We start from the raw sequence: 21,274 nt of genomic DNA, 5'->3' as shown, positions 1-21,274 counted from the left end.
TGTTTATTTAGTTGCAGGCTCCTGTGAGCTAAGGTGAAGAAAGGAACTGCCTATGCTTACTCAATGTACAATAGTGGATTAGTTTGGAACATCAATAAGCGCCGGCAACTCTGCCGGCGCTTTCCCTTTGCCATGACAGGTAAAAATCATGCAAAATAAGAAGGAAATTGCTGGATTACCGCGAAATTATCTGAAATAAAGGAAACATATGTTGCTCGATTTTAAGACCTCGGTGAAGGCCTTCCCTAGGATGGTGAAATCTACAGCAGATATTTTGAGTGACGGGTGGTAATGAAATGGGACTTTTCGATGTAGTACCGAACAACTTTTTTTCGGTATTAGTATCAGGAAATAAAGAAGTATATGTTGATGCGCTCATGCTTCTGCACCAACTGTTCAAATTCGAGCTAAACATTAGGGTGGATGATTATATTTCTTCATTAATTTCCCTGTTGGAGGATAAAGCGTTTGTTCCCGAAGATGATGATGAGATGCCGGAAAGCAGCCTCACGCCCAGTGGAAAAGCCCGTTTGATCTTAAATCGCTTTGTCAAAACAGGCTGGGTCGACAAGGAGTTTCTCGACGGTTCATTTGTGGAAATTATTACGCCCCGTAATTACGCCATATCCATCATGAAGCTGCTCAGTGAACTTGGCGACAAATCACTGCATGAATACAATTCACTGGTTTTTGCCACCTATTCCAGCTTAAAACAAGCGAAAAACGAACATGAATCACAGATGTATGAGGCTGTTTTATCAGCAAAGGCTAACACCGAACAGCTGGAATACGAGCTGCGCAGGCTCTACCATGGAATTCGCGAATTTTTGCGCAGCATTCAGGAGCAGAATGATGTAAACCTGCTGCTACAGAACCACTTTGAAGAATACAAAAAGATGTCGGACCGGATCTATCATCCGATCAAGACAATGGATTCTATTCATCGTTATATGGCCCCGATTCAAAATATTTTATCCGATATACTGGCAGATGAGAAACTCATGCGGATCATGCGCGAGAGGGCCATGACGATTAAAAAGTATGATGAGGGGGCCGAAGCGGAGGAAGAAATCTTATCGGCAATCGATTATGTTCTGGATGCTTATCAATCAGTGGGCAGCATCATCAATGAGATCGACAGAAAACACAGTACCTATACAAAAAGTTCTATCGAAAAAATTCAGTATCTGATGACCGCCGACCAAACTATCAAAGGTAAGCTCGTCGAGCTTTTAAAAACTTACGCTGATGCAAAAAGCGAGGAGCGCAACGCATTGGGTGACATGTTTGAAAAGAACATTCGCATCAACCGTCAGGAGTTTGTGGACGGCAAATCACTTTATCATAAAAGTATCAGGAGCCGGCGTGTCCATACTACGCCGCTTCCTATTGATCAGGACAATGCCTTCTCTGATCTGGCGATGGCCGGTATGCTGGAGCAGATAAAAAATGGCTATCCAGTGGCGAGGATTCGTGCCTATGTTGATAGGCTCTTCGCCCATGGAGCAGAATCTGTAAGGAGCGAAGATGTTCCCCTCAACAGTGACGCTGATTTTATCCTGCTGATTTTAGCTATTGTTCGCGCCAATGACAAAGGAATGCCTTATCGGGTGCAGATGGGAGAGGGACGAATCGAGCGAAACGGATACCGCATTCCCAACATGATCATCAGTAAGAAAGGGGGCAAGCACCATGTGGAGTGAACGATACGAAGCTTTATCCAGTTATGAAAGAGGCGAGTTCCGCCGATTGGCCAACTATTTACTATCTCATACCTACATGGTGAGATACCAGTATCAGCCTTCCCAGCAGATGACCTTGCCTAACGCTGATTATCAGATGGCCACGCGACTTTTTCCCGTGCTGCGGGATTATTTTACTGTTACGGGATGGCAGCTTGAGAAAGACGACAACTACGGAATTATGTCGTTGATCAATATTTACGATCATAATCGGTTGCGAATTGATCGTTTCACCACCTTGTTTCTCTACACTTGCCGCCTGATCTATGAGGAGCAGCGGGAGCAGGCCAGCAGCTTCCATATGGTAAAAACCGACACGCAAACCGTGGTTGAGAAGATGCGGATGCTCGGCCTGCTTGATAAGGGTAAAACGACACAAAAAGAGCGGATCGAAGCCCAGCGCACCCTCGGGCATTATAATATTATTCAAAAAATGGAGTCGGTTGCCTGGAGCAATGACGGAAATGAACTATTAATTTTACCGTCAATTTTGTCGATTATCTCGAATCAGGGCATTAATGATATGATGCTGGAATTGGAAGAAATGCGTATTAATGGCTCTGATGAAGCAGGGCAGGAGCAGGAGGATTCGGAATGAAAAAGATGACCAGGCTCCTGCTGATCCATTGGCATTATTTCGCACGTGAGATGGTGGAATTTGAACAATTGAATTTTTTAACGGGTAAAAATGCTTCCGGAAAATCCACAATAATTGACGCGCTGCAATTAATTCTACTGGGCGATACCAGCGGCAGCTTTTTTAATAAAGCCGCTAATGGACGGGGCAATCGAACCCTAACCGGATATCTCAGGGGTGAGTTGGGCGATGATGAAGACTCGGGCTTCAACTATTTGCGCAGCGGGAGGTTTACCAGCTATATCGCGGTGGAGTTTTTTGATGAGGAGAAGAAAAGGAGCTTTACCGCCGGCTGTTGTTTTGATACATTTTCGGAAAACGATATGCAGAAGCTGTTCTTCTTATATGACGGCGCTATACCCGACAATGAGTTTGTCGAGACAGGGAGTCCTATGGTAATCACCGCACTGCGTGCTTATTTGAAAGAGCATTTTACCGGACACCACTCCACGACCGATGTCGGTAGAGATTTCAGGACAAACCTGTATGGTAAACTCGGGGGCTTGCGTGAACGCTTTGGTCAGTTGCTGAAAAAAGCAGTGTCCTTCAATCCAAATGTTGAAATTCAACAGTTTATTTCTGAATTCGTATGCGATACACAGCAGACCGTAGACGTAAGCCGCATGCAGGAGAATATCAGAAGTTACAAAAGCCTGGAAAGCGAGGCTGATGTCCTAAAGGGTAGAATCGCCTTGCTTGACCAGATACTAACTATTCATCAAAGTTTTACGGTCCAGCGGCAAAATGAAATGCTGTACTCTTACCTGATCGAACGTTCCCAAGCAGATATAAAGGCAATAGAACTGGAAGCGGCCAAGGATAAAGCCAAAACCTATGACGCACAGCTATCCGAATTAACGGATACCATCAACGCTGAAACGACACGCCTTAGCAAGCTTCAGGAAGAACGGGACCTGATGCAGGCGAAGCTTCTGAACAACGAGCAGGCGCAGGCTCTGCAGCTCCTTGAAACACAAATAGCTGAAAAGGAGCAACAGATCAGCGCTTTGCGCGGAGAATATGATAAAGCAGTTGCCGTTCTGTCTAAATGTGTATCATCCTGGAGAATGAACTCCTCCGCAATGCTGCAAAAGATAGGCTCCATAGAAAATGCTTTACTCGATCCGTTGCTTGTTTCCCGCATCAACGATCTGCACTCAGAAGGGCAGGCTTTCTTAAAGCGAATGGAGTCATTGCTCCGAATTGACTATGCTGTAATCTTAGAGACTGGTCAAAAGGGGCTCGATGAATATGCCGTGCTGGCCGATTCGCTTAAAGTACATTCTATACAATTAGCCTCTCGTATGGGAGAGGAGCAAGTGACTCTTGCCGAACGGAGAAAAATACTACAGCAGGAAAAGGAATCCCTGGAAAGTGGAATCTATCCCTTTCCCCAAGATGTGACCGATTTGAAAGAGGCGGTCTCTTCCCGTTTGCGCCTGAATACTGGAAAGGACATAAAAGTTCTCGTTGTAGCCGAAGCTGCTGAGATTAAAAATGACCGCTGGCGCAATGTTATTGAAGGATACCTGAATACACAAAAATACTACATCATTGTTCCTCAGGAGTATTTTCAGACGGCTTTACGCGTTTTTGATGCCATTAAGCGTCAAAGGCAAATATATGGTACAGGCATCATTGATATTGAAAAAATGAAGCATATTAAGCCAACGGCAGACTCAGGAAGTCTTGCCGAAGAGATTGCAACGGACGAGCAGGATGTCCGGTTGTTTTTGGACTACACCCTTGGGCGGGTAAAGAAATGCGATCGTGTAGGTGATTTAAGGCGTTTTCGTACATCGGTGACAGATGAAGGTATGATGTACCAAAATTTTGTTGTCCGGGCAATGGATCCGAAACGCTGGGCAAAGCCGGCGATTGGCCAGGGCGCTATACAGAGGAGACTGGAAGACGTTAAAAAAGAGATAGGCGTATTAGCACAGCAAATAGCTGCATGTGCCACGATAAAAACCGGTCTCCAGTTCAGTAGTACATTGGTCGCGCTCAGCCAAGCAGAGATTGAGCATGCCATCTCCTCGGCGAAAGGCCTGTCTGCCGTGGAAGCTTTGGAGAATGATGTGCGATCTTTGCGGGAAAGCCTCTCAACCATTGATAAGAGCGCGGTGGAGGCGTTGAAAGCACACATCGAAGCTTTAGCAAATGAGATGAAGATTCTTTCCGAACGAATTCGTAAAGACAACATCGATTATGGAAAACGTGAGGCCATTGTTACCATGCTTCGAGATGAAACTATTCCAAAGCTTACAGGCGAATTAGAGACATTGGAAACGGAGCTTACAAGGAAATACAATGAGGAATGGCTGGAAAACACCGGCCGCTTGAGATATCAACGAGAGTTATCTTCCCGAGGCAATGCAGAGGACATCAATCGGGCATTCCCGCGAGAGCTGAGTAGATCTACCAATGCACGTGAGTCTATGTGGGACGATCTATTGAATTTACGCCGTACTTACAACGAAAAATACATCATGGGCTATAATATTAAGGCGGAAGATAATGAAGTGTATGATAATGCTTGGCTTGAACTCAGTGAAAACAAATTGCCTGAGTATTTGGCAAGAATTGAGGATACGCGTCAAAAGGCTTTTGAACAGTTTCAGGAAGATTTCCTCAGCCGTTTGCAGAACAACATTAATGATGCGAAGCGTCAGATTGACGGGCTTAACAACGCGCTGAGCGGGAGTTCCTTCGGTGAGGATACCTATCGGTTTCGTATTGTGCCAAAACCGGAATATAGGCGCTATTATGATATGATCGTCGACCCTATGCTCCTCGAGGGAGGCTATAATTTGCTTTCAGAGCAGTTCAATGCAAAATACAAAGAAGAGATCGCAGAGCTTTTCGCTATCATAACCAATGAAGGAGCTCCGGCAAAGGTACGTGAGCATGACGATTATGAGAAGCGCGTGCAGGCATTTACCGATTACCGTACTTATCTGTCCTTTGATTTGGAAGTCGTAAATCGTGATGGCGAAACGCAAAGGCTGTCAAAGACACTTGGCAAGAAGTCCGGAGGAGAAACACAGACACCTTTCTATATTGCGGTGCTGGCCTCCTTTGCCCAGCTATATCGAATAGGAAGAGACAAAAACGCCAGTACATCGCGTCTAATCATTTTCGATGAGGCCTTCTCCAAAATGGACGGCGAGCGGATCATCCGGAGTATTGAGCTTTTGCGTCAGTTCAATTTCCAAGTAGTGCTTTCCGCGCCACCTGATAAGATAGGAGATATTGCTACTCTCGTTGACAGAAATCTGTGTGTTCTTAGAGACGGAAAACGTGCCTGCGTCAGAAGCCTTGACCCCAAGCGGCTTGAGGAAATTGAGTATGAGTGATACGATTCAACGACAATTGTTGTCAGCCTTGCTGGATAAGTATGAGCGCAGCATCTTTTTCCGTGAAGGGATACACCCAACTCGGAGAATTATGCTGAAGTTATATGATAACGGGCAGTCTGATTTTCCACAGTATAATATTGAGCAAAGTGAGAAGCGCATTTTAGCCAATCGTGCGGTTTTGGCAATGGCGGAGAAGCGGCTTGTCTTCTACCAATGGATGAAGGGCGAAGAAAATCATATCATCGCCCAGATATGGTTAAACCTTGAAAACTTGCCTATGGCCTACGAATTTGCTGGACGTCAACCCAAGAATGAGAAGATCGATGATGTTTGCTTCGAGATACTGGATGTCTTGGATAAAGTTAAAGTCTTATGGGCAAGGCAATATCTTCAGGACCTATATGAGACAATTTCCCGCAAGCGCGATCTTGGCAATAGGCTCCCGGAAGCTGAAGACGAGCGGAAAGAGTTGTTCCGCGCGATACAGTTTATTGACGGTATGGGGGACTCCGAAGTGTTGGAAAGGGTCTTTTCGTTACAATGCTTTGGAGATTCCAAGCAATTTGAACGAACAGTAAAGTCACGCCTGCTAAGTGTTCTGCGAAAATATCTGGATACTGAAGAGGATGCCAGGGACGAGGAGTTGCTCAGGCAAATTGGAATCGTTAAATATCCGGAACAATTTGAGTTTTGTGGTGATGTAAAGCTATCCTTCGCGTGCGGCACGGTCGATTTTTCGTATCTGCGGTATGGCGGAAATGTCTGCTCAGCGGATTTGCTCCGAGGAAATTTGGTTATCACTTCCGGAGTGGAGCGGATTCTATCAATTGAAAACCGTGCCAATTATATTGACTATATATATAAGCATAAGGTGGATAATGAACTGGTTATCTATCACGGTGGACAGTATAGCCCGTCCAAAAAGAAATTCTTTCATGCCGTAGCCAAGGCCATGCCAACAAACTGCGGCTGGTCTCACTGGGGAGATATTGATTATGGCGGCTTTAGTATGTTGGCCCGGCTGCGGCGCGAAATTACCCAAGATATCAGTGCCTATCGAATGAATGTGCAAGAACTTAAGCGATATAGCAATTTAACCGCTTCGGTTACTCATGCCTATGCTGAGAAGGTAAAGAGTCTTGGGTTACGATCAGAACTCAACGATTGCAAGGAATGTCTGGATTATATGGTGAGTAATAGAAAGAAGCTGGAACAGGAGGCTATGCTGACCGACACAGAATAAAGGGCTTCCCGAGGAAGAACGGGCTGAGTTACTGGTGAAAATGGATGTGGAAGGCATGAGCACCCGGTAGCTGAAACAGGCTGTTGAGCAGCGGCGGAGCAGGCCGCGGCCGAGCGGGATCAGGTCAGACAGGAGAGCGCGGATCTCCTTGAGGATCTGAACAAGGAAAAGGATAAGAATGTTCAGTTGGCTGAAGAACGGGACATCCTGAAAGCCGAAATCCATGATTTGGAGATGGTGAAGGGGCAGCTGGAACAGGAGATTGAAAATAGGAAGGCCTCCTATGACAAGCTGAAAGAGCGCTCAGGTTATAAAGCCATCAAAAAGATGGAAGCATCTCTGAATGAAGCCTATGGCAAGGCGAAGGCTAATAAAATCGCCTTCTTATATGACAGCCCTTTCAAGACCTTTAAAAAACTGGCCTATGAAATGACCAAGTTTACCGGGAAAAACCCGGAGCTGCATGCCACATATAAGGAGAAGATCCACGATTTCCTCCACAATGCCTTGCGGGAGAAGCTGTGAAAAGTACTGCCCATAACGAAAACCAGGCTTCCCGGGAGGTTGCACTCTTCAGGAAGCCTTTTTGCTCAGGTGTATTTGTCTGCAGACTGTCCTATGAAATTTAATTCAAAAGTAAGCAAATGGATATAGTTTAGTGTGAATCAGTGCTGGAATCACCATGCCTAATAAGACAGATCAGAGGAGGGAGCTTGAATGTTTTCTTTGATTACGATATTTTCCACTTGATGTTTAACAATATCGTAGACCACATGGGCTGCAACATGATTATCACTTGAAGCGGGATAACAGGTAAGCGACAGTTTTGTGCTGTCTGGTGACCATTTAATCTGTGGTTCAAGATAAATTGTAGTTATTTTTTCATTTATTGTGCCCGATTCATTAAATGCTGATATAAGGGTTTTTGAGGGTATTGGATCGTAAATCTCCCTATTCAGAGAATCGAACAGGTAAAGGCCATTGTCCCGGCCCTCTGTACCGTTTAGTGTTATCATATTGATAAAGGCACCATAAACACTATCCGGTGACCAAATTACCCGACCAAAGGAATTGTATTTATTTGATAGGGCATATGTCTTATTATTTCCGGCAAAAAAACTTACGCTGGCAGTCTGATCTTTGGTCTCTTCATAGTTTGTTTCAGTACGATATTCTATCTCAGCCATCTTTTCTCCGTCAAAACTTGCATAGGTTTGCAATTGGAAGAGATCTCCCCGAGCGCATGCCGCAAGATATTGGTCCAGAGATTCCGGGCGACAAGGGAAGAAAATATAATTGGAACCCTTGTTTTGACGGAGAGAAGCAGTGTACCTGGGAGGGAGATTTGGCTCAGAAATATACTTCACGTCAAAGCTGAAATCGTTATCCAGGGTATATGTCCATAATGTATAGGCGGAGGCTTTATCTTCTGTGACTGTATTGGGAACATATTGTTTGGGAATATCAGCTAACGTCAGTTGACCGTTCGCCAACATTTTTAAGGTATCTATGTCCAAGGAGTTTTTAGCAATAGCTTCTTGGACATGGGGTGTATTCTGCTGCCCAAACACAGGCTCGTTTTTGGCATCGGTTAAAGTGACCATCCCAAATAAAATCATAACTCCGCAAACAAAGACTGAAGCAGTCTTTAATTTTTTAGAAGGTTTAATGATCAAACTAATTCTTGTACCAATGGTGCTTTTTCCCGAGGCCATTGCAGTGGCTGTATTAAGAATAGGTGTTTTAGTATTGCGGGTATTTAACAGGGTAAGGAGGGTTTCGCCGTATTCAAGGCTTTCACATTCATCCAGGTAACGCAGCACTCTGGCGTCACAGCTTAGCTCGGAGTCCTCCCGGGAAGCAAGGGCGGCTGCCCATACAAAAGGGTTAAACCAGTAAACAGCACAGCAAATATTTCGAAGCAAAGTGAAAAGATTATCCTTTTGCTTGTAATGACACAGCTCATGCAGAAGTGTATGCCTTAGGATTGTCGTGCTTGCTGTGGCTTCCGGCGTCACGGCAATGCGGGGATGGAACAGCCCGACTAAACAGGGAGAAGGCAACTTATCTGAAAGAATGACTGGAAGGGGAGTCTTGATTTTAACCTGCCGGCATAGCTCCTCATAAAAGGGAATTTGCTCAGATTTCAACTCTAGAGAAGATTGGCGCAGTTGATTGAAAAAACCTTTGTTCAAAATAATCATATAAGTCGTAACAGCCAAGGCTCCGCCTGCCCAAAGAGCAAACAGTAAAAAGAATAGGGTGGGCTTAACTCCTTTTTCTTCAACCGGCTGTTTTATGGTGATTTCACTGCTGACGTTCGGTGGTTCTGTTTCATTCTGTCTTTCAGGATTTGTTAACAGGCCGGATTCAAAGGAAGGAAAGCGTGGTTCGATTGCATTTTGTTCAATAGCTGTAACAGGTGAGGTTTTAACCAGGTTCATGATACTGGCTGAACTAGGAATATCAATGGGAATAAGAAGGCGGATAAGGACCAGAAGCCAAGACGCATAGAGTAAGACTGAGGGTATTTTTCCTCTAAATATTCTTCGTAACACCAGCAAAGCAATAATAAGCAGTGAAGCTGTCAGTGTTCTTTCAAGTAAAAAATGCAAAACAGCTTCGGTCATTTTAATTCGCCTCCCAGCCCCTTTTTAGCTTCTTGTAAGGATTTCATCAACTCATCAATCTCTTTTTCGCCTAACTTTTCTTCCCTGACCATGGATGAAACCATCAGTCCTAGATTGCCGTCCCAGAGCTTTTTCAAAAAAGAACGAGTTTCATCTGCCACGGCTTCCTGATAGTCCAAAATCGGATAATAAAGATGATGAGGGCTGGCCTCTTTTCGGTGAACTGCCCCTTTGACTTCCATACGCTTAAGGAAAGAGAATATGTCATGTCTGGTCCAACCAGTATCTTCTTTCAGCTGGTTTTCAATTTGACGACAGGAGAGGGGATAGTGCTCCCAAAGGACTTTTAAAATCTTCCATTCTGAATCGGAAAGCCCAACTTTTTTGTTTGCCATAAAGCTTCAACCCTCCGGTTTTATGATGTTAATCTCATTTTAATGCCATAGGAATCCTTTACAAAAAGTTAAAATAAAGGTAGACTACAGCTGACAAAAAAGCTAAACTAAAACAGTAGACAATAGCCTACTATTTTAGTTTAGCTTTTTTTGTTTTAATGTCAACCTTTGTGTGTATCTCCAATCATCATCCTAAGGAAAAATGGAAGGAGAGAGTCAAATCATAACTACTACAAGAATTAAACGCACAAATAAAAAAAGAAAAAGATTTAAGCCTAAGATATTCGTACTGTTTATGATCTTCCAGATGATTTTGCCTATAATCATGACTCCCTTTATTATCTTTTACGGTCCCTTCGACAGTCTTAAATCTCTTGTCGTGGGTACGGTTTATACATCCCGTCATCCGCACTATCTCAATTATTTTTTATCCCAGGAAGAAATCGAGACAATTATTGCTCAAAATAATCAGAGTTTAGGCGGGGATATTCAGGATACGAATCGCAGTAATGCTGTGAATTTAGAAGAGGGAATCGTGGTTGAAGATATAGAAGGTAAAAATGCATTAGGAAGATTTCGCGGAAAAGTCATGTTGATAAAAGACCCTAAACGCATAAAAGTAGCTGTTACCCAAAGTCTTGGTGTCAATGGGGAACGTGTGAGCGATTTGGTTAAGAATATGGGAGCGGTAGCTGGTATAAACGGCGGGGGGTTTTATGACCCGGACGGCAGTGGTAATGGAGCTTACCCGGACGGGATTACGGTTCAGAAGGGGGAGATCATCCATAACAATGTGGGGGATAAAGCTATAAATATGATTGGCTTAGATAAAGAAGGGCAATTAGTCCTGGGCAATATGACGGTCGCCCAGATACGGGAGAAAGGCATTCAAGAAGCGGTGCATTTTGAACCTAATTTAATTGTCAATGGAAAGAAGGCAGAGTTCAGTGATGGTCCCTATGGATATGCACCGCGCACAGCCATAGGCCAAAAAGCTGATGGAACAATTATTTTTGTGGTGATTGACGGTCGCCAACCTACATGGAGTATGGGAGCTGGCATGAGTGACCTATACAATATATTTAGAAAATACGATGCAGTGGCAGCGGCTAACCTGGATGGCGGTTCTTCCACTGAAATGATGTATAACGGGAAAATATTAAATAAACTGTGGAATATGTTTGGTGAGCGTTATATGCCTACTGGCTTTGTGGTTATGCCATAAAAATAGGGAGTAAACCGATTTAATCCTTAAAGTCCTTCGCTGAATACTATATTGAACATTAATGCTAACTTTTTCCTAAGTACGCTGCAGAAACATACCCATATTGGCCGTTTGCGTCAATTTTTGCCCAACCACTTGATGTGACTTCAATAACAAGAACAAACTCTCCAAATAATGCAGTGCCGATGGCACCATAGCTAGTACCTGAACCGGATCTGACAACTAGGCTCGGTGAAGCAGTTGTCATGACAAGCTGAAGAGCGCATAGGTTACGAAGCCATCAAACAGACGGAGGTATCCTGAATGAAGCTTATGGCAAGGCCGAGGCCAATAAAATTGCCTTCTTATATGTCAGCCTCTTCAAGACCTTTAAGGAATTGGCCTACGGAATGCCTCAGTTTGCCGGTAAAAACCCAGAGTTGCATGCCATATATAAGGAGAAGATCCATGTTTTCCTTCACAATACCTTGCGGGAGAAGCTCTGAAAAGTACTGCCCATAAAGAAAACCAAGCTTCACCAGGTCGACACTGTCTTCGCACTTGTTACCTTTGATTCATATCCCTAGTGAGGCGAAGTCGTTGGTTCACTTATGCTTAGAAAGTATATAGCGCAAGCTTATGCTTCCTGATAGTGCAAGCAAAGGCTTCTTGTGAGTATGCACTCTTCAGGAAGCCTTTCTTTGCTCAGCTGTATTATCTGTGCAGGGGTGCTTATACGTTTTGCCTCAGACAGTGCCCTTATGAATCTAATCCTCCATGATCCGGCCGTTGGTTGTGATCGTGACGACCTGCCAGGGTATGACTTGGCCGCTGTTTTTGAGAGCGGTTTTCACCGCGCTTTCCAAACCACCGCAGCAGGGAACTTCCATCCGGATAAGGGTCAGGGATTTAAGTGAGTTTTGCTGCAGGATGGCCGTCAGTTTTTCGCTGTAATCCACAGAATCAAGTTTTGGACAGCCGATCAGGGTGACTCTGTTACGCATAAACTCGTTGTGGAAATTCCCATAGGCATAAGCAGTACAGTCGGCAGCGATCAGGAGATTGGCATTATCAAAATAAGGAGCGTTTGGGGGAGCCAGCTTTATTTGCACCGGCCATTGCTTCAGCTGAGATTTAATCTCCTGCTGGGTTTCCGGTTTATAGGTGGATTCGGGACGGCTCAGCAGCTCGGCATGATTGCCTGGACAGCCGCAAGCCAGGGTATGCCCGTGGTGTTCGTGCTGTTCATGCTGGTGATGGTGACCTTCCAGATGTTTTTTAACGGCTTCTTCATCAAATTCCACCGCTTCTCTTTCTTCAAAAGAGATCGCATCCTGCGGGCAGGCAGGAAGACAGTTGCCAAGCCCGTCGCAATAATCATCGCGGAGCAGGCTGGCTTTGCCATTTACCAGCACCAGCGCCCCTTCGTGACAGGCGGTAATGCATAATCCGCAGCCGTCGCACGACTGCTCATCGATTTTAATCATCTTTCTGATCATTGTTGGACCCTCCTCGGGATTTTTTCTTTCATTTTAACATGGTGCAGGAAAGGGCGATGTGCCTAAAATCACGTTGACACAGTTCATACACCCCTTTGCCGATGGCAACGGACTAACGTGTTATTGCCAAAGGATTTTTTATGATGTAAAATGCCGATAGAACGCTTGTTTGATCTCGGGAGAATGATTTGTATCGGCATGTACTAGCTATATCAGGGGAGGAATCAGTATGGGGTTGCTTCGGGAAATATTTGGTCCAAGTCAACATGAGGTTTGGGAAGCATTATGTCAGGAAATTGGTGCGGACCTTATTGACGGAGGCTTTTTTAAAGGAAAGAAAGTCGTTGCTAAAATCAAAGAATGGGCCATTACTTTAGATACCTATACCGTGTCAACCGGGAAAACATCCACAACCTATACCCGAATGAGGGCGCCTTACCTAAACAAAGACGGGTTTAAATTCAGGATATATCGCAAGGGGATTTTCAGTAATATCGGGAAGCTTCTCGGATTACAGGATATAGAAGTGGGGTACCCGGAGTTTGACGATCAGTTCATCATTAAAGGAAACGATAGCGATAAATTAGTTAGTTTATTCTCAAACTCAAGAATACGCAAGCTTATCGAAATACAGCCGGATATCTCCCTGAAAGTCAAAGATGATGAGGGGTGGTTTGGCAGCGAATTCCCGGAGGGCGTTGATGAACTGTACTTTCAAGTTCCCGGAACAATTAAAGATATGGATAGACTGAAGACGCTCTATTTCCTTTTTGCCGAAGTGTTAAATCAGTTATGTCTTATCGATTCGGCTTATGAAGATAGTCCGAATGTAACGGTTCAGCTATAGTTGGCAACACCGGGAGCAGCCAATCTTTTGCTGATACGTTTTCCCTCATATGGGCCGCAAAAACTTTCCTTGAGCGCCTTAGCTTTTAAAAATCATACATACTTTAGTGCTTCCGCGCTAAACTGCAAGACCCCCATGTGGGTATGTCCATAGTCCAGCCGGTCGGCCATGGCTTCTTTGCCCAACAACTTGATAGCGGAGGTGTGCTGATATGCGCTTATGGACGATTCAAGATAAAGCGGCATATGACGACCTTTGCGAAAAGGGCGTTCTACATTGCGATGCCGCATTAGCCGAGTGGTTGAAAGACGACTTGTTTAGGAAATCCTACGACTGGCTTGTTGGGGAAATGAAAGGGTGTGTCGGAGAGCCGCCCCAAGGCGTTGAGTATCCGGTATGGGCTTGGTATCTCCTGTTTGGCAAAAATGTAAAACCCGATTTGCGGAGGGTTGAGTTCAGAAATTATATCGGCGAACACTATGTCATCGAAGCCGAAATACCCGACGAAAAGATCTTGCTGAGTGATGAGGAATACTGGCACTTGGTGCTGAACGACAGCTATTTTTCTGATGCGCCGGAAGATGATGATGAAGCTGAGGAACTTGCGGACAAATGGTTTGCTGGCCTGCCGGCACAAGAGCAGGAGCAAGTTAAACGAGAATCTTGGAAGAAGGTATTCGATAAAGCCTGCTGCCCGTGGACTTTTGTACAAGCGACTTTTTGGGAACTACGAAAAGAGCAAATTGTAAGCGTGAGAAAGTTTTATGGCAAGGCAAAACCAATTGAACTTTAAAGGCTTCCCCAAGAGTTATTTCTCTCGGGGAAGCCTTTGTCTATATCATGCAATATCGCTTAGCTCAATTCCTTACTAAACCCCCATACTCCTCATACCCTCCCCAAAGCAGGAATTGACAAAAATCAGGAGAATATTATCGAAAACGGAAAGATACCTGAAAGTGACAAATACAGCAGGTCTGACGGAAAAGGGGGGAAAGAACGTGAAGCCGATCACCTTTATCGACACCGAAATCGAGCCGAGAAGCAAAAAGATCCTGGACATCGGCGGCATTAAAGGGGACGGCAGTACCTTTCACTCCGCTTCAGTGCCTGACTTTACTGCGTTTCTGCGAGGCAGCGAGTATCTTGGCGGGCATAACATCTTTCACCACGATCTCAAGTATCTGGACAACACCCTGCAGGCCGCGGGTCTCCACACGGCCAAAGTCATCGACACCCTCTGGCTTTCCCCCCTTTTGTTCCCCGCCCGGCCTTATCATGCCCTGCTCAAGGACGATAAGCTGCAGACGGAAGAGGCCAACAATCCTCTCAACGACTCCATCAAAGCCAGGGATTTATTCTTTGATGAGGTGACCGCATTTCAGCAGGCGGACCCCCTTCTGAAGGTCATTTTTCATAGCCTTTTAAAGGGACAAAAGGAGTTCAGCGCATTCTTCCACTATATGGGCTATCAGGGGAGTTCCTTATTTCCTGAGAAATTGATCCGGGACAAGTTTCAGGGCAGGATCTGCGCCCAAGCCGACCTGACCGGACTTATAGCCCACTATCCCGTGGAGCTGGCCTATTGCCTGGCCTTGCTCAATACCAATGATCGCTATGCCATCACCCCGCCCTGGGTCTTAAAACATTACCCTTCTACCGAGCGGATCATGTATTTATTGAGAAACAACCCCTGTCTGGAGGGGTGCGTTTACTGCCATGAAGCCTTGGACATTCATAAAGGACTGAAGCGGTTCTTCGGCTTTGATTCCTACCGGACTTATGGAGGGGAGCCCCTCCAGGAAAAAGCGGTTCAGGCGGCTGTGGACAATAAATCCCTGCTGGCGGTTTTTCCCACCGGAGGGGGGAAGTCCATAACCTTCCAGATTCCGGCCCTGATCAGCGGGGCCGCGGCCAAAGGGCTGACGGTGGTCATTTCCCCTTTGCAGTCCCTGATGAAGGACCAGGTGGATAATCTGGAAAGAGCGGGGATCACCGAGGCTGTGACCATCAATGGTTTGCTGGACCCCATCGAAAGGGCTAAGTCCTACGAACGGGTGGAGAACGGTTCCGCTTCTCTTCTCTATATTTCCCCGGAGTCCCTGCGTTCCAAGACTATTGAATCCTTGCTGCTGAATCGGAATGTGGTCCGTTTCGTGATCGACGAAGCTCATTGCTTTTCAGCCTGGGGCCAGGACTTCCGGGTGGATTATCTCTATATCGGGGAGTTCATCAGATCCCTTCAGGAAAAGAAGAATCTTTCGGAAGGCATCCCCGTCTCCTGCTTCACGGCCACAGCCAAGCCCAAGGTCATCGAGGATATCCGGGGGTATTTTAAGGAGAAGCTGGACCTGGATCTGGAGCTCTTTTCAGCCAATGCCTCCCGGGTCAATCTGCGCTACGAAGTGTTTGCGAAAAGTGAAGACGAAAAATACAATGCCCTGCGGGATTTGCTGGAAGGGAAACCATGCCCCACCATTGTCTATGTGACCCGCACCCATACTGCCGAGAACTTGGCGCAGCGGTTAAACCAAGACGGCTATCAGGCCGGAGCGTATCACGGCAAGATGGATAAGCAGGAGAAATCAGCCAACCAGGATGCCTTTATCCAGGGCCAGCTCCGGATCATGGTGGCAACCTCCGCCTTTGGCATGGGAGTGGACAAGAAAGATGTGGGCATGGTCATTCACTATGAGATCTCCAATTCCCTGGAGAATTATATTCAGGAAGCAGGGCGGGCGGGCCGGGACGAAATCCTCTCTGCCGACTGTTATGTCCTGTTCAATGATGAGGATTTGGGCAAGCATTTCGTGCTGCTCAACCAAACCAAACTCAGCATCCAGGAAATCCAGCAGGTCTGGAAGGCGATTAAAGAGCTGACCCGGTTCCGGCCCAGGGTCTCCCAATCCGCTTTGGAGATTGCCCGCAAGGCCGGCTGGGACGATGGAATCATGGATATCGAAACCAGGGTGAGAACGGCGGTTACTGCGTTGGAGGAAGCCGGATATATCAAACGGGGCCAGAATGTACCGAGGATTTTTGCCAACAGCATTCTTTCCCGCAATGTCATGGAAGCTATCGGGAAGATCGAAAGCTCCCCAAGGATGAACGAAAAGCAAAAAGGGCAGGCACAACGGATCATCAAGAAGCTTTTTTCCAGCAAAAGCAGAAAGCAGCTGCCGGGGGAAGAGGCAGAATCCAGAGTGGATTATATCTCCGACCACTTGGGCATTCCCAAAGAGGAAGTCATCGCGGCGGTCAATCTGCTGCGGGAGGAAAAGATCCTGGCCGACCATCAGGATTTGGCCGCCTTCCTTAAAAAAACAGAACACCGCAACCGTTCCCTGAATATCCTCAAAACCTTTTACCAGATGGAGAAGTTTCTTTAACGGTGATCGAAAATCAGGAGAAGATCTTTCATATTAAAGAGCTGAATGAACAGGCCCAGGAGATGGGTTGTCCTGAGGCTACCCCCAACAAGCTCAGAACCCTCCTGAATGTTTGGACCATCCAGAACTGGATCAAGCGTCAGATCACAGGCTCTTCCCGGAACCATCTCTCCCTGCTGGCCCTTGAGGAAAAGGAAGTCCTGGAGGCCAAGCTGTCAAAGCGCTATGAGCTGGCCCAGTTTATCCTGGATCATCTTTTTGCCAAGAGCAGTACGGCCCTCACCGGTGAGGAAGCCCGGAAGGAAGAGGTTCTGGTGGAGTTCTCCGTGCTGGAGCTGAAAGAAGCCTTTGCGGAAAGGTTCACCCTGTTCCGCAGCCAAACCTCGGTCAAGGAAATTGAGGACGCTCTCTTTTACTTAAGCAGGATCGAAGCTGTCAAGATCGAGGGCGGCTTTATGATCACCTATCAGGGGCTGACCATTGAGCGGCTGGAGCAGAACAACCGCAAAAATTATAAAGCCGAGGATTACCGACAGCTGGAGCAGTTTTATGAGAACAAAGTCCAGCAAGTCCATATCGTCGGCGAATATGCCCGGAAAATGATCCGGGATTATCAGGCCGCCCTGCAATTTGTGGATGATTACTTCCGCATGAATTTCAGCCTGTTTTTAAATAAGTACTTTAAAGGCAGCCGGCAAAACGAAATCAAGCGCACGATTACCCCGGCCAAATTCCAGCAGCTTTTCGGCGAATTATCCCCCACCCAATTGGACATCATCAATGACCGGACATCCCGGCATATCGTCGTGGCAGCCGGCCCCGGCAGCGGCAAGACCCGGATTCTGGTGCATAAACTGGCCGCCCTCCTCCTGATGGAAGATGTCAAGACCGAGCAATTGCTGATGGTGACCTTTTCCAGAGCAGCGGCCCATGAATTCAAAAAGCGTTTGTTAAAACTGATTGGCAATACGGCCCATTATGTGGAGATCAAAACCTTCCATTCCTACTGCTTTGATTTATTGGGGAAAGTAGGAACCGTGGAGAAATCCGCTGAGATCATTCAGGAAGCCGTCAAACGGATTAAGAATAGGGAAGTGGAACCGGGCAGAATCACGAAAACCGTGTTGGTTATCGATGAAGCCCAGGATATGGATGCCCATGAGTACGCCTTAATTCAGGCCTTGATGGAGCATAACGAGGAGATGCGGGTCATCGCCGTGGGGGATGACGATCAGAATATCTATGAATTCAGAGGGGCCAGTTCGGAGTATATGGTGAATCTGATCCTGGAGAAGCAGGCGACCCTGTACGAACTGGTGGAAAACTACCGCAGCAAAAGCAATCTTGTGCAGTTCAGCAATCAATTCGCTGCGAGGATTCCTCTCCGTTTGAAGGATACGCCGATTATCCCCAAGCAAACGGATCTGGGGAAAATCAAGCTGGTACGCTATCATAGCAATCATCTTCTTACCCCCCTGGTGGAGGACATGCTCAGGGAAGGACCTACGGGCACCACCTGTGTCCTGACCAAAACGAATGAAGAAGCCTTGCAGATTACCGGACTGCTGGTGAAGAACAGCCTCCAGGCCAAGCTTATTCAATCCAATGACGGGTTTAACCTGTATAATCTATGGGAGGTCCGCTTTTTTCTGAGCTCCCTTGGTTTGACCGAGGGGGTATTCACCATCAGCCCTGAGGCCTGGACTGGGGCCAAGGGCAAGCTCAAAGAAAAATTTGCCCGCAGTTTGAATTACGAAGTCTGTCTCAGTCTGCTCAAGGAGTTCGAGGCGGCTTGCCCTGACACCAAATACACATCGGATCTGGAGATGTTCATCCGGGAATCCAAGCTGGAGGACTTTCTGGGGGGAGATAGGGAAACCATCTTTGTCTCCACCATTCACAAGGCTAAAGGCCGGGAGTTTGACAATGTCTATCTCCTGCTGGAGCACTTCAGCCTGGAAACAGAGGAGGCGGTGCGGCAGCTGTATGTGGGGATGACCAGAGCCAAACGCAATCTGATCATCCACTGCAATGACAGCTATCTGGATGGGATTTCCGCAGAGGGGCTGGAGCGCCTTGAGGATGAGGAAGACTATCTGCCGCCCCGTCTCCTGGCCTTGCAGCTGACCTTTCGGGATGTCTGGCTGGACTTTTTCCTTTACCCTCAGCATTGGCCAAGGATCGGACTGCTGAACAGCGGGGATGAGCTGGCTTTTGACGGAGATGGGTGCCGGAATCCTGCCGGACAGCCGGTGCTGAAGTTCTCCCAAAGGTTTAAAGACCGGCTGGAATCGGTTTGGCAGAAAGGCTATGTTCCCGGTAAGGCAAGAATCCGTTTTATCGTTTATTGGCAGAAAGAAGGAACAGAGCGGGAAGTGAGGATTGTGCTGCCGGAGCTTTATTTGGAGAAGAAATGAATATCTGCATGCTGAATGCGAATAGGTAAGAGGGGCTTTCCAAGCTTTTTAGAGTATGATATCATAAAATGGAAAATATAGTGAAAAAGGGAGGGGGTTTTTGTGGCTGCTCAGAACTTGATACTGAATAAACTCTTTACCCAAGCTGTTTTCCAGAATCTACTGAATGGTAATAATAACGTAACCTATACCCAAGTAGCGCGAAGATATGTTACGGATTCGGAAGCAAAAAATAATGGTGAGCTCATTAGCGAAGTATATAATTTCATGTCAACATCCTATAGAAACGAGTACTTTTACCAAAATACCCTGTTGAATAAGCTTTTACTGGGTAAGCACAGTATTAATACCACAACGGCACTGACCCAAATCCCAATCGGAAAATCCAAGGCCGATTTCATCTTAATTAATGGCAAGGCGGTCGTGTATGAAATAAAAACTGAATTAGATTCATTTGAGCGTCTCGATACTCAGTTGAGGGATTACTATAAGGCGTTTAATCATGTATGTGTGGTGACTTCTGCAAGCAATTTCACTAAAATATCGGCCATTTTGCAAGATACTCCAGTCGGTATTTACGTCCTCACGAAAAAGAATGCCATTAGCAAGCGCTTGCGCAAAGAACCAGCAGAGGATAATTCACAATTAAATCATCTGGCAATTTTTAAGGTGCTGCATAAAGGGGAATATGAGCAAATCTTAAAAAAGTTCTTTGGGCGGCTACCCGTTACATCCCAAGTATTTTATTATGACGAGTGTTTTTCTTGGTTTGTGAAGATACCAGTTGAGCAAGCTTATTCTATGTCGATCCAGGAGCTGAAAAAGCGCAATAAAATAGAAGCTGATTTCTTTCAAAGTGTTCCATATGAACTGAAGTCGCTCATATATTTTTCAAATTCAGCGAAAAAGGAATTTGAAGCTCTCAATCGTTTTTTAAATCAGAAGTTTGGGGGATGAGAGTATGTATTTTCCCTATGTACGTGGAAGACAATATGAACTATTGGCACTGCGGGAGTTGGTATCCAATAACCTGTTAGGAGATTATGTAGTTCCCATCGTCGAGCCGGTGAAGCTTTCCCCTACGCTGATTAAAACGATATCCGAATACATCAAAGCTTGTCATCCAATCGCGATTATCGGGAATCCATTGGTAGGCTCGTTCCTGAAAGATCTGGGGGATGCTAAAGAGGGTTCAAAAGCTTCATACAAAAAAGAGTTCTTAACGCTTTATGGAACCAAGACAGTCATTAAGTCCATAATCATGCAGGAAAATGCCCAATCGTTTTTGGAACATTGGGCGAAGAAGAGTGTTAATAAGGACGAGTTGCTTGTTATTAATACTAACCGAGATTATCTTGATTTTTATGAGCGGGAGTTTGCCAGTGTTAATCCTAAATATGTTCTGATTCTGGACGAAAGTGCCTTCAGACGCAGAGTAAGACGGAATAGGGTCCTTTTCGACGATAAGTTTGAGAAGCAAAGCCGGAATGCTGATTATCTGAAAGTGCCGGATGAATTCTTTTCTGACAGCCATTTATATTTTAAAGATGATGGTAGTTTGGGGTTTGCAGACTATTCGGTCATTGGAGACGAATATCTTGAAGCCGGCTTTGCTCCGTATGCAGTTGCTATCCATATCGTGTATTTTGCTGAAAATCATGAACTGAGAGTGAGGCATTTTGTTTCTGATTCAAATGAAGATATAGCCAACCCCGCCAAAAAGTTCTATGAAGCGGTTTCCAAACTGGCGGTCTGGTATAACGCAGAACCTAAGCAGGTTGCATTGACCTTAGGACTAAAAACATTGCTGGATCACTATGAAAATCAAACCTATCCGGGACTTGGAAGTGTAAAAAAGCTATCATTGATGCATCACTTGGAGTTAATGGGAAAATACTTGAGCGAGGTTGGTTGA

General features: G+C 45.8%; 15 protein-coding genes and 1 pseudogene. 12 read left to right on the top strand and 4 right to left on the bottom strand.

The features are described from left to right. The first annotated feature begins 296 nt into the window (after nt 1-296). The 5 genes and pseudogenes from BUA14_RS00855 to BUA14_RS00835 form a co-directional block, all read left to right on the top strand. Nucleotides 297-1,703 carry a Wadjet anti-phage system protein JetA family protein gene (locus BUA14_RS00855; RefSeq protein WP_072770847.1) on the top strand — a complete coding sequence of 469 codons (1,407 nt, stop codon included), beginning with the start codon at nt 297-299 and terminating at the stop codon, nt 1,701-1,703. After that, nucleotides 1,693-2,340, top strand: coding sequence for a DUF4194 domain-containing protein (locus BUA14_RS00850; RefSeq protein ID WP_005814758.1), 648 nt, complete (start codon nt 1,693-1,695; stop codon nt 2,338-2,340). Before BUA14_RS00855 ends, BUA14_RS00850 begins: the two co-directional genes overlap by 11 nt. Next, nucleotides 2,337-5,735 (top strand): ATP-binding protein, encoded by a 3,399-nt coding sequence (locus BUA14_RS00845; RefSeq protein WP_072770846.1) that lies wholly within the window; start codon nt 2,337-2,339, stop codon nt 5,733-5,735. Before BUA14_RS00850 ends, BUA14_RS00845 begins: the two co-directional genes overlap by 4 nt. Continuing rightward, nucleotides 5,728-6,981: a Wadjet anti-phage system protein JetD domain-containing protein gene (locus BUA14_RS00840; RefSeq protein WP_072770845.1), complete on the top strand. Its 1,254-nt coding sequence runs from the start codon at nt 5,728-5,730 to the stop codon at nt 6,979-6,981. Before BUA14_RS00845 ends, BUA14_RS00840 begins: the two co-directional genes overlap by 8 nt. A 4-nt stretch (nt 6,982-6,985) precedes the next feature. Continuing rightward, a pseudogene (locus BUA14_RS00835) lies at nt 6,986-7,506 on the top strand (DUF3102 domain-containing protein); the annotation flags it as partial. Between the two features lie 161 nt (nt 7,507-7,667). Here BUA14_RS00835 and BUA14_RS00830 read toward each other — a convergent pair. Continuing rightward, nucleotides 7,668-9,611 (bottom strand): M56 family metallopeptidase, encoded by a 1,944-nt coding sequence (locus tag BUA14_RS00830; protein WP_072770844.1) that lies wholly within the window; start codon nt 9,609-9,611, stop codon nt 7,668-7,670. Beyond that, complete coding sequence (locus BUA14_RS00825) at nt 9,608-10,006, bottom strand: BlaI/MecI/CopY family transcriptional regulator (RefSeq protein ID WP_005814741.1); 399 nt, start codon at nt 10,004-10,006, stop codon at nt 9,608-9,610. The genes BUA14_RS00830 and BUA14_RS00825 overlap by 4 nt, the downstream gene beginning before the upstream one ends. A 202-nt stretch (nt 10,007-10,208) precedes the next feature. Here BUA14_RS00825 and BUA14_RS00820 point away from each other — a divergent pair, with 202 nt between their 5' ends. Then, entirely contained in the window at nt 10,209-11,231 is a 1,023-nt protein-coding gene (locus tag BUA14_RS00820) for a phosphodiester glycosidase family protein (protein ID WP_005814739.1), read from the top strand. Between the two features lie 64 nt (nt 11,232-11,295). Here the strand turns inward: BUA14_RS00820 and BUA14_RS28935 are convergent, their stop codons facing one another. Together BUA14_RS28935 and BUA14_RS00810 are read right to left on the bottom strand one after the other, a co-directional pair. Further along, nucleotides 11,296-11,478 carry an SH3 domain-containing protein gene (locus BUA14_RS28935; protein ID WP_072770843.1) on the bottom strand — a complete coding sequence of 61 codons (183 nt, stop codon included), beginning with the start codon at nt 11,476-11,478 and terminating at the stop codon, nt 11,296-11,298. 499 nt (nt 11,479-11,977) lie between these two features. Continuing rightward, a complete protein-coding gene (locus tag BUA14_RS00810; RefSeq protein ID WP_072770842.1) occupies nt 11,978-12,709 on the bottom strand; it encodes an ATP-binding protein in 732 nt (243 codons plus the stop codon). A 229-nt stretch (nt 12,710-12,938) separates the two neighbouring features. On the opposite strand from BUA14_RS00810, the gene BUA14_RS00805 reads away from it, so the two are divergent. The 6 genes from BUA14_RS00805 to BUA14_RS00785 all read left to right on the top strand — a co-directional run bounded on the left by BUA14_RS00805 (nt 12,939) and on the right by BUA14_RS00785 (nt 21,274). Next, entirely contained in the window at nt 12,939-13,556 is a 618-nt protein-coding gene (locus BUA14_RS00805; protein ID WP_072770841.1) for a DUF3137 domain-containing protein, read from the top strand. Nucleotides 13,557-13,767: 211 nt separating this feature from the next. Beyond that, nucleotides 13,768-14,349: a DUF3841 domain-containing protein gene (locus tag BUA14_RS00800; protein WP_072770840.1), complete on the top strand. Its 582-nt coding sequence runs from the start codon at nt 13,768-13,770 to the stop codon at nt 14,347-14,349. Nucleotides 14,350-14,554: 205 nt separating this feature from the next. After that, a complete protein-coding gene (locus BUA14_RS28340) occupies nt 14,555-16,942 on the top strand; it encodes a RecQ family ATP-dependent DNA helicase (protein ID WP_242954504.1) in 2,388 nt (795 codons plus the stop codon). Nucleotides 16,943-16,944: 2 nt separating this feature from the next. After that, nucleotides 16,945-19,359: a UvrD-helicase domain-containing protein gene (locus BUA14_RS28335; protein WP_242954503.1), complete on the top strand. Its 2,415-nt coding sequence runs from the start codon at nt 16,945-16,947 to the stop codon at nt 19,357-19,359. 102 nt (nt 19,360-19,461) lie between these two features. Continuing rightward, nucleotides 19,462-20,316 (top strand): sce7726 family protein, encoded by an 855-nt coding sequence (locus tag BUA14_RS00790; protein WP_011459264.1) that lies wholly within the window; start codon nt 19,462-19,464, stop codon nt 20,314-20,316. A gap of 4 nt (nt 20,317-20,320) precedes the next feature. After that, on the top strand, nt 20,321-21,274 hold the full coding sequence (locus BUA14_RS00785) for a sce7725 family protein (protein WP_072770839.1): 954 nt from the start codon (nt 20,321-20,323) through the stop codon (nt 21,272-21,274).

This window comes from Desulfitobacterium chlororespirans DSM 11544, from assembly GCF_900143285.1.
GTDB classification, from domain to species: domain Bacteria; phylum Bacillota; class Desulfitobacteriia; order Desulfitobacteriales; family Desulfitobacteriaceae; genus Desulfitobacterium; species Desulfitobacterium chlororespirans.
The sequence above is the reverse complement of the archived record's forward strand: the minus strand, read 5'-3'. Positions and strand labels throughout refer to the sequence as shown.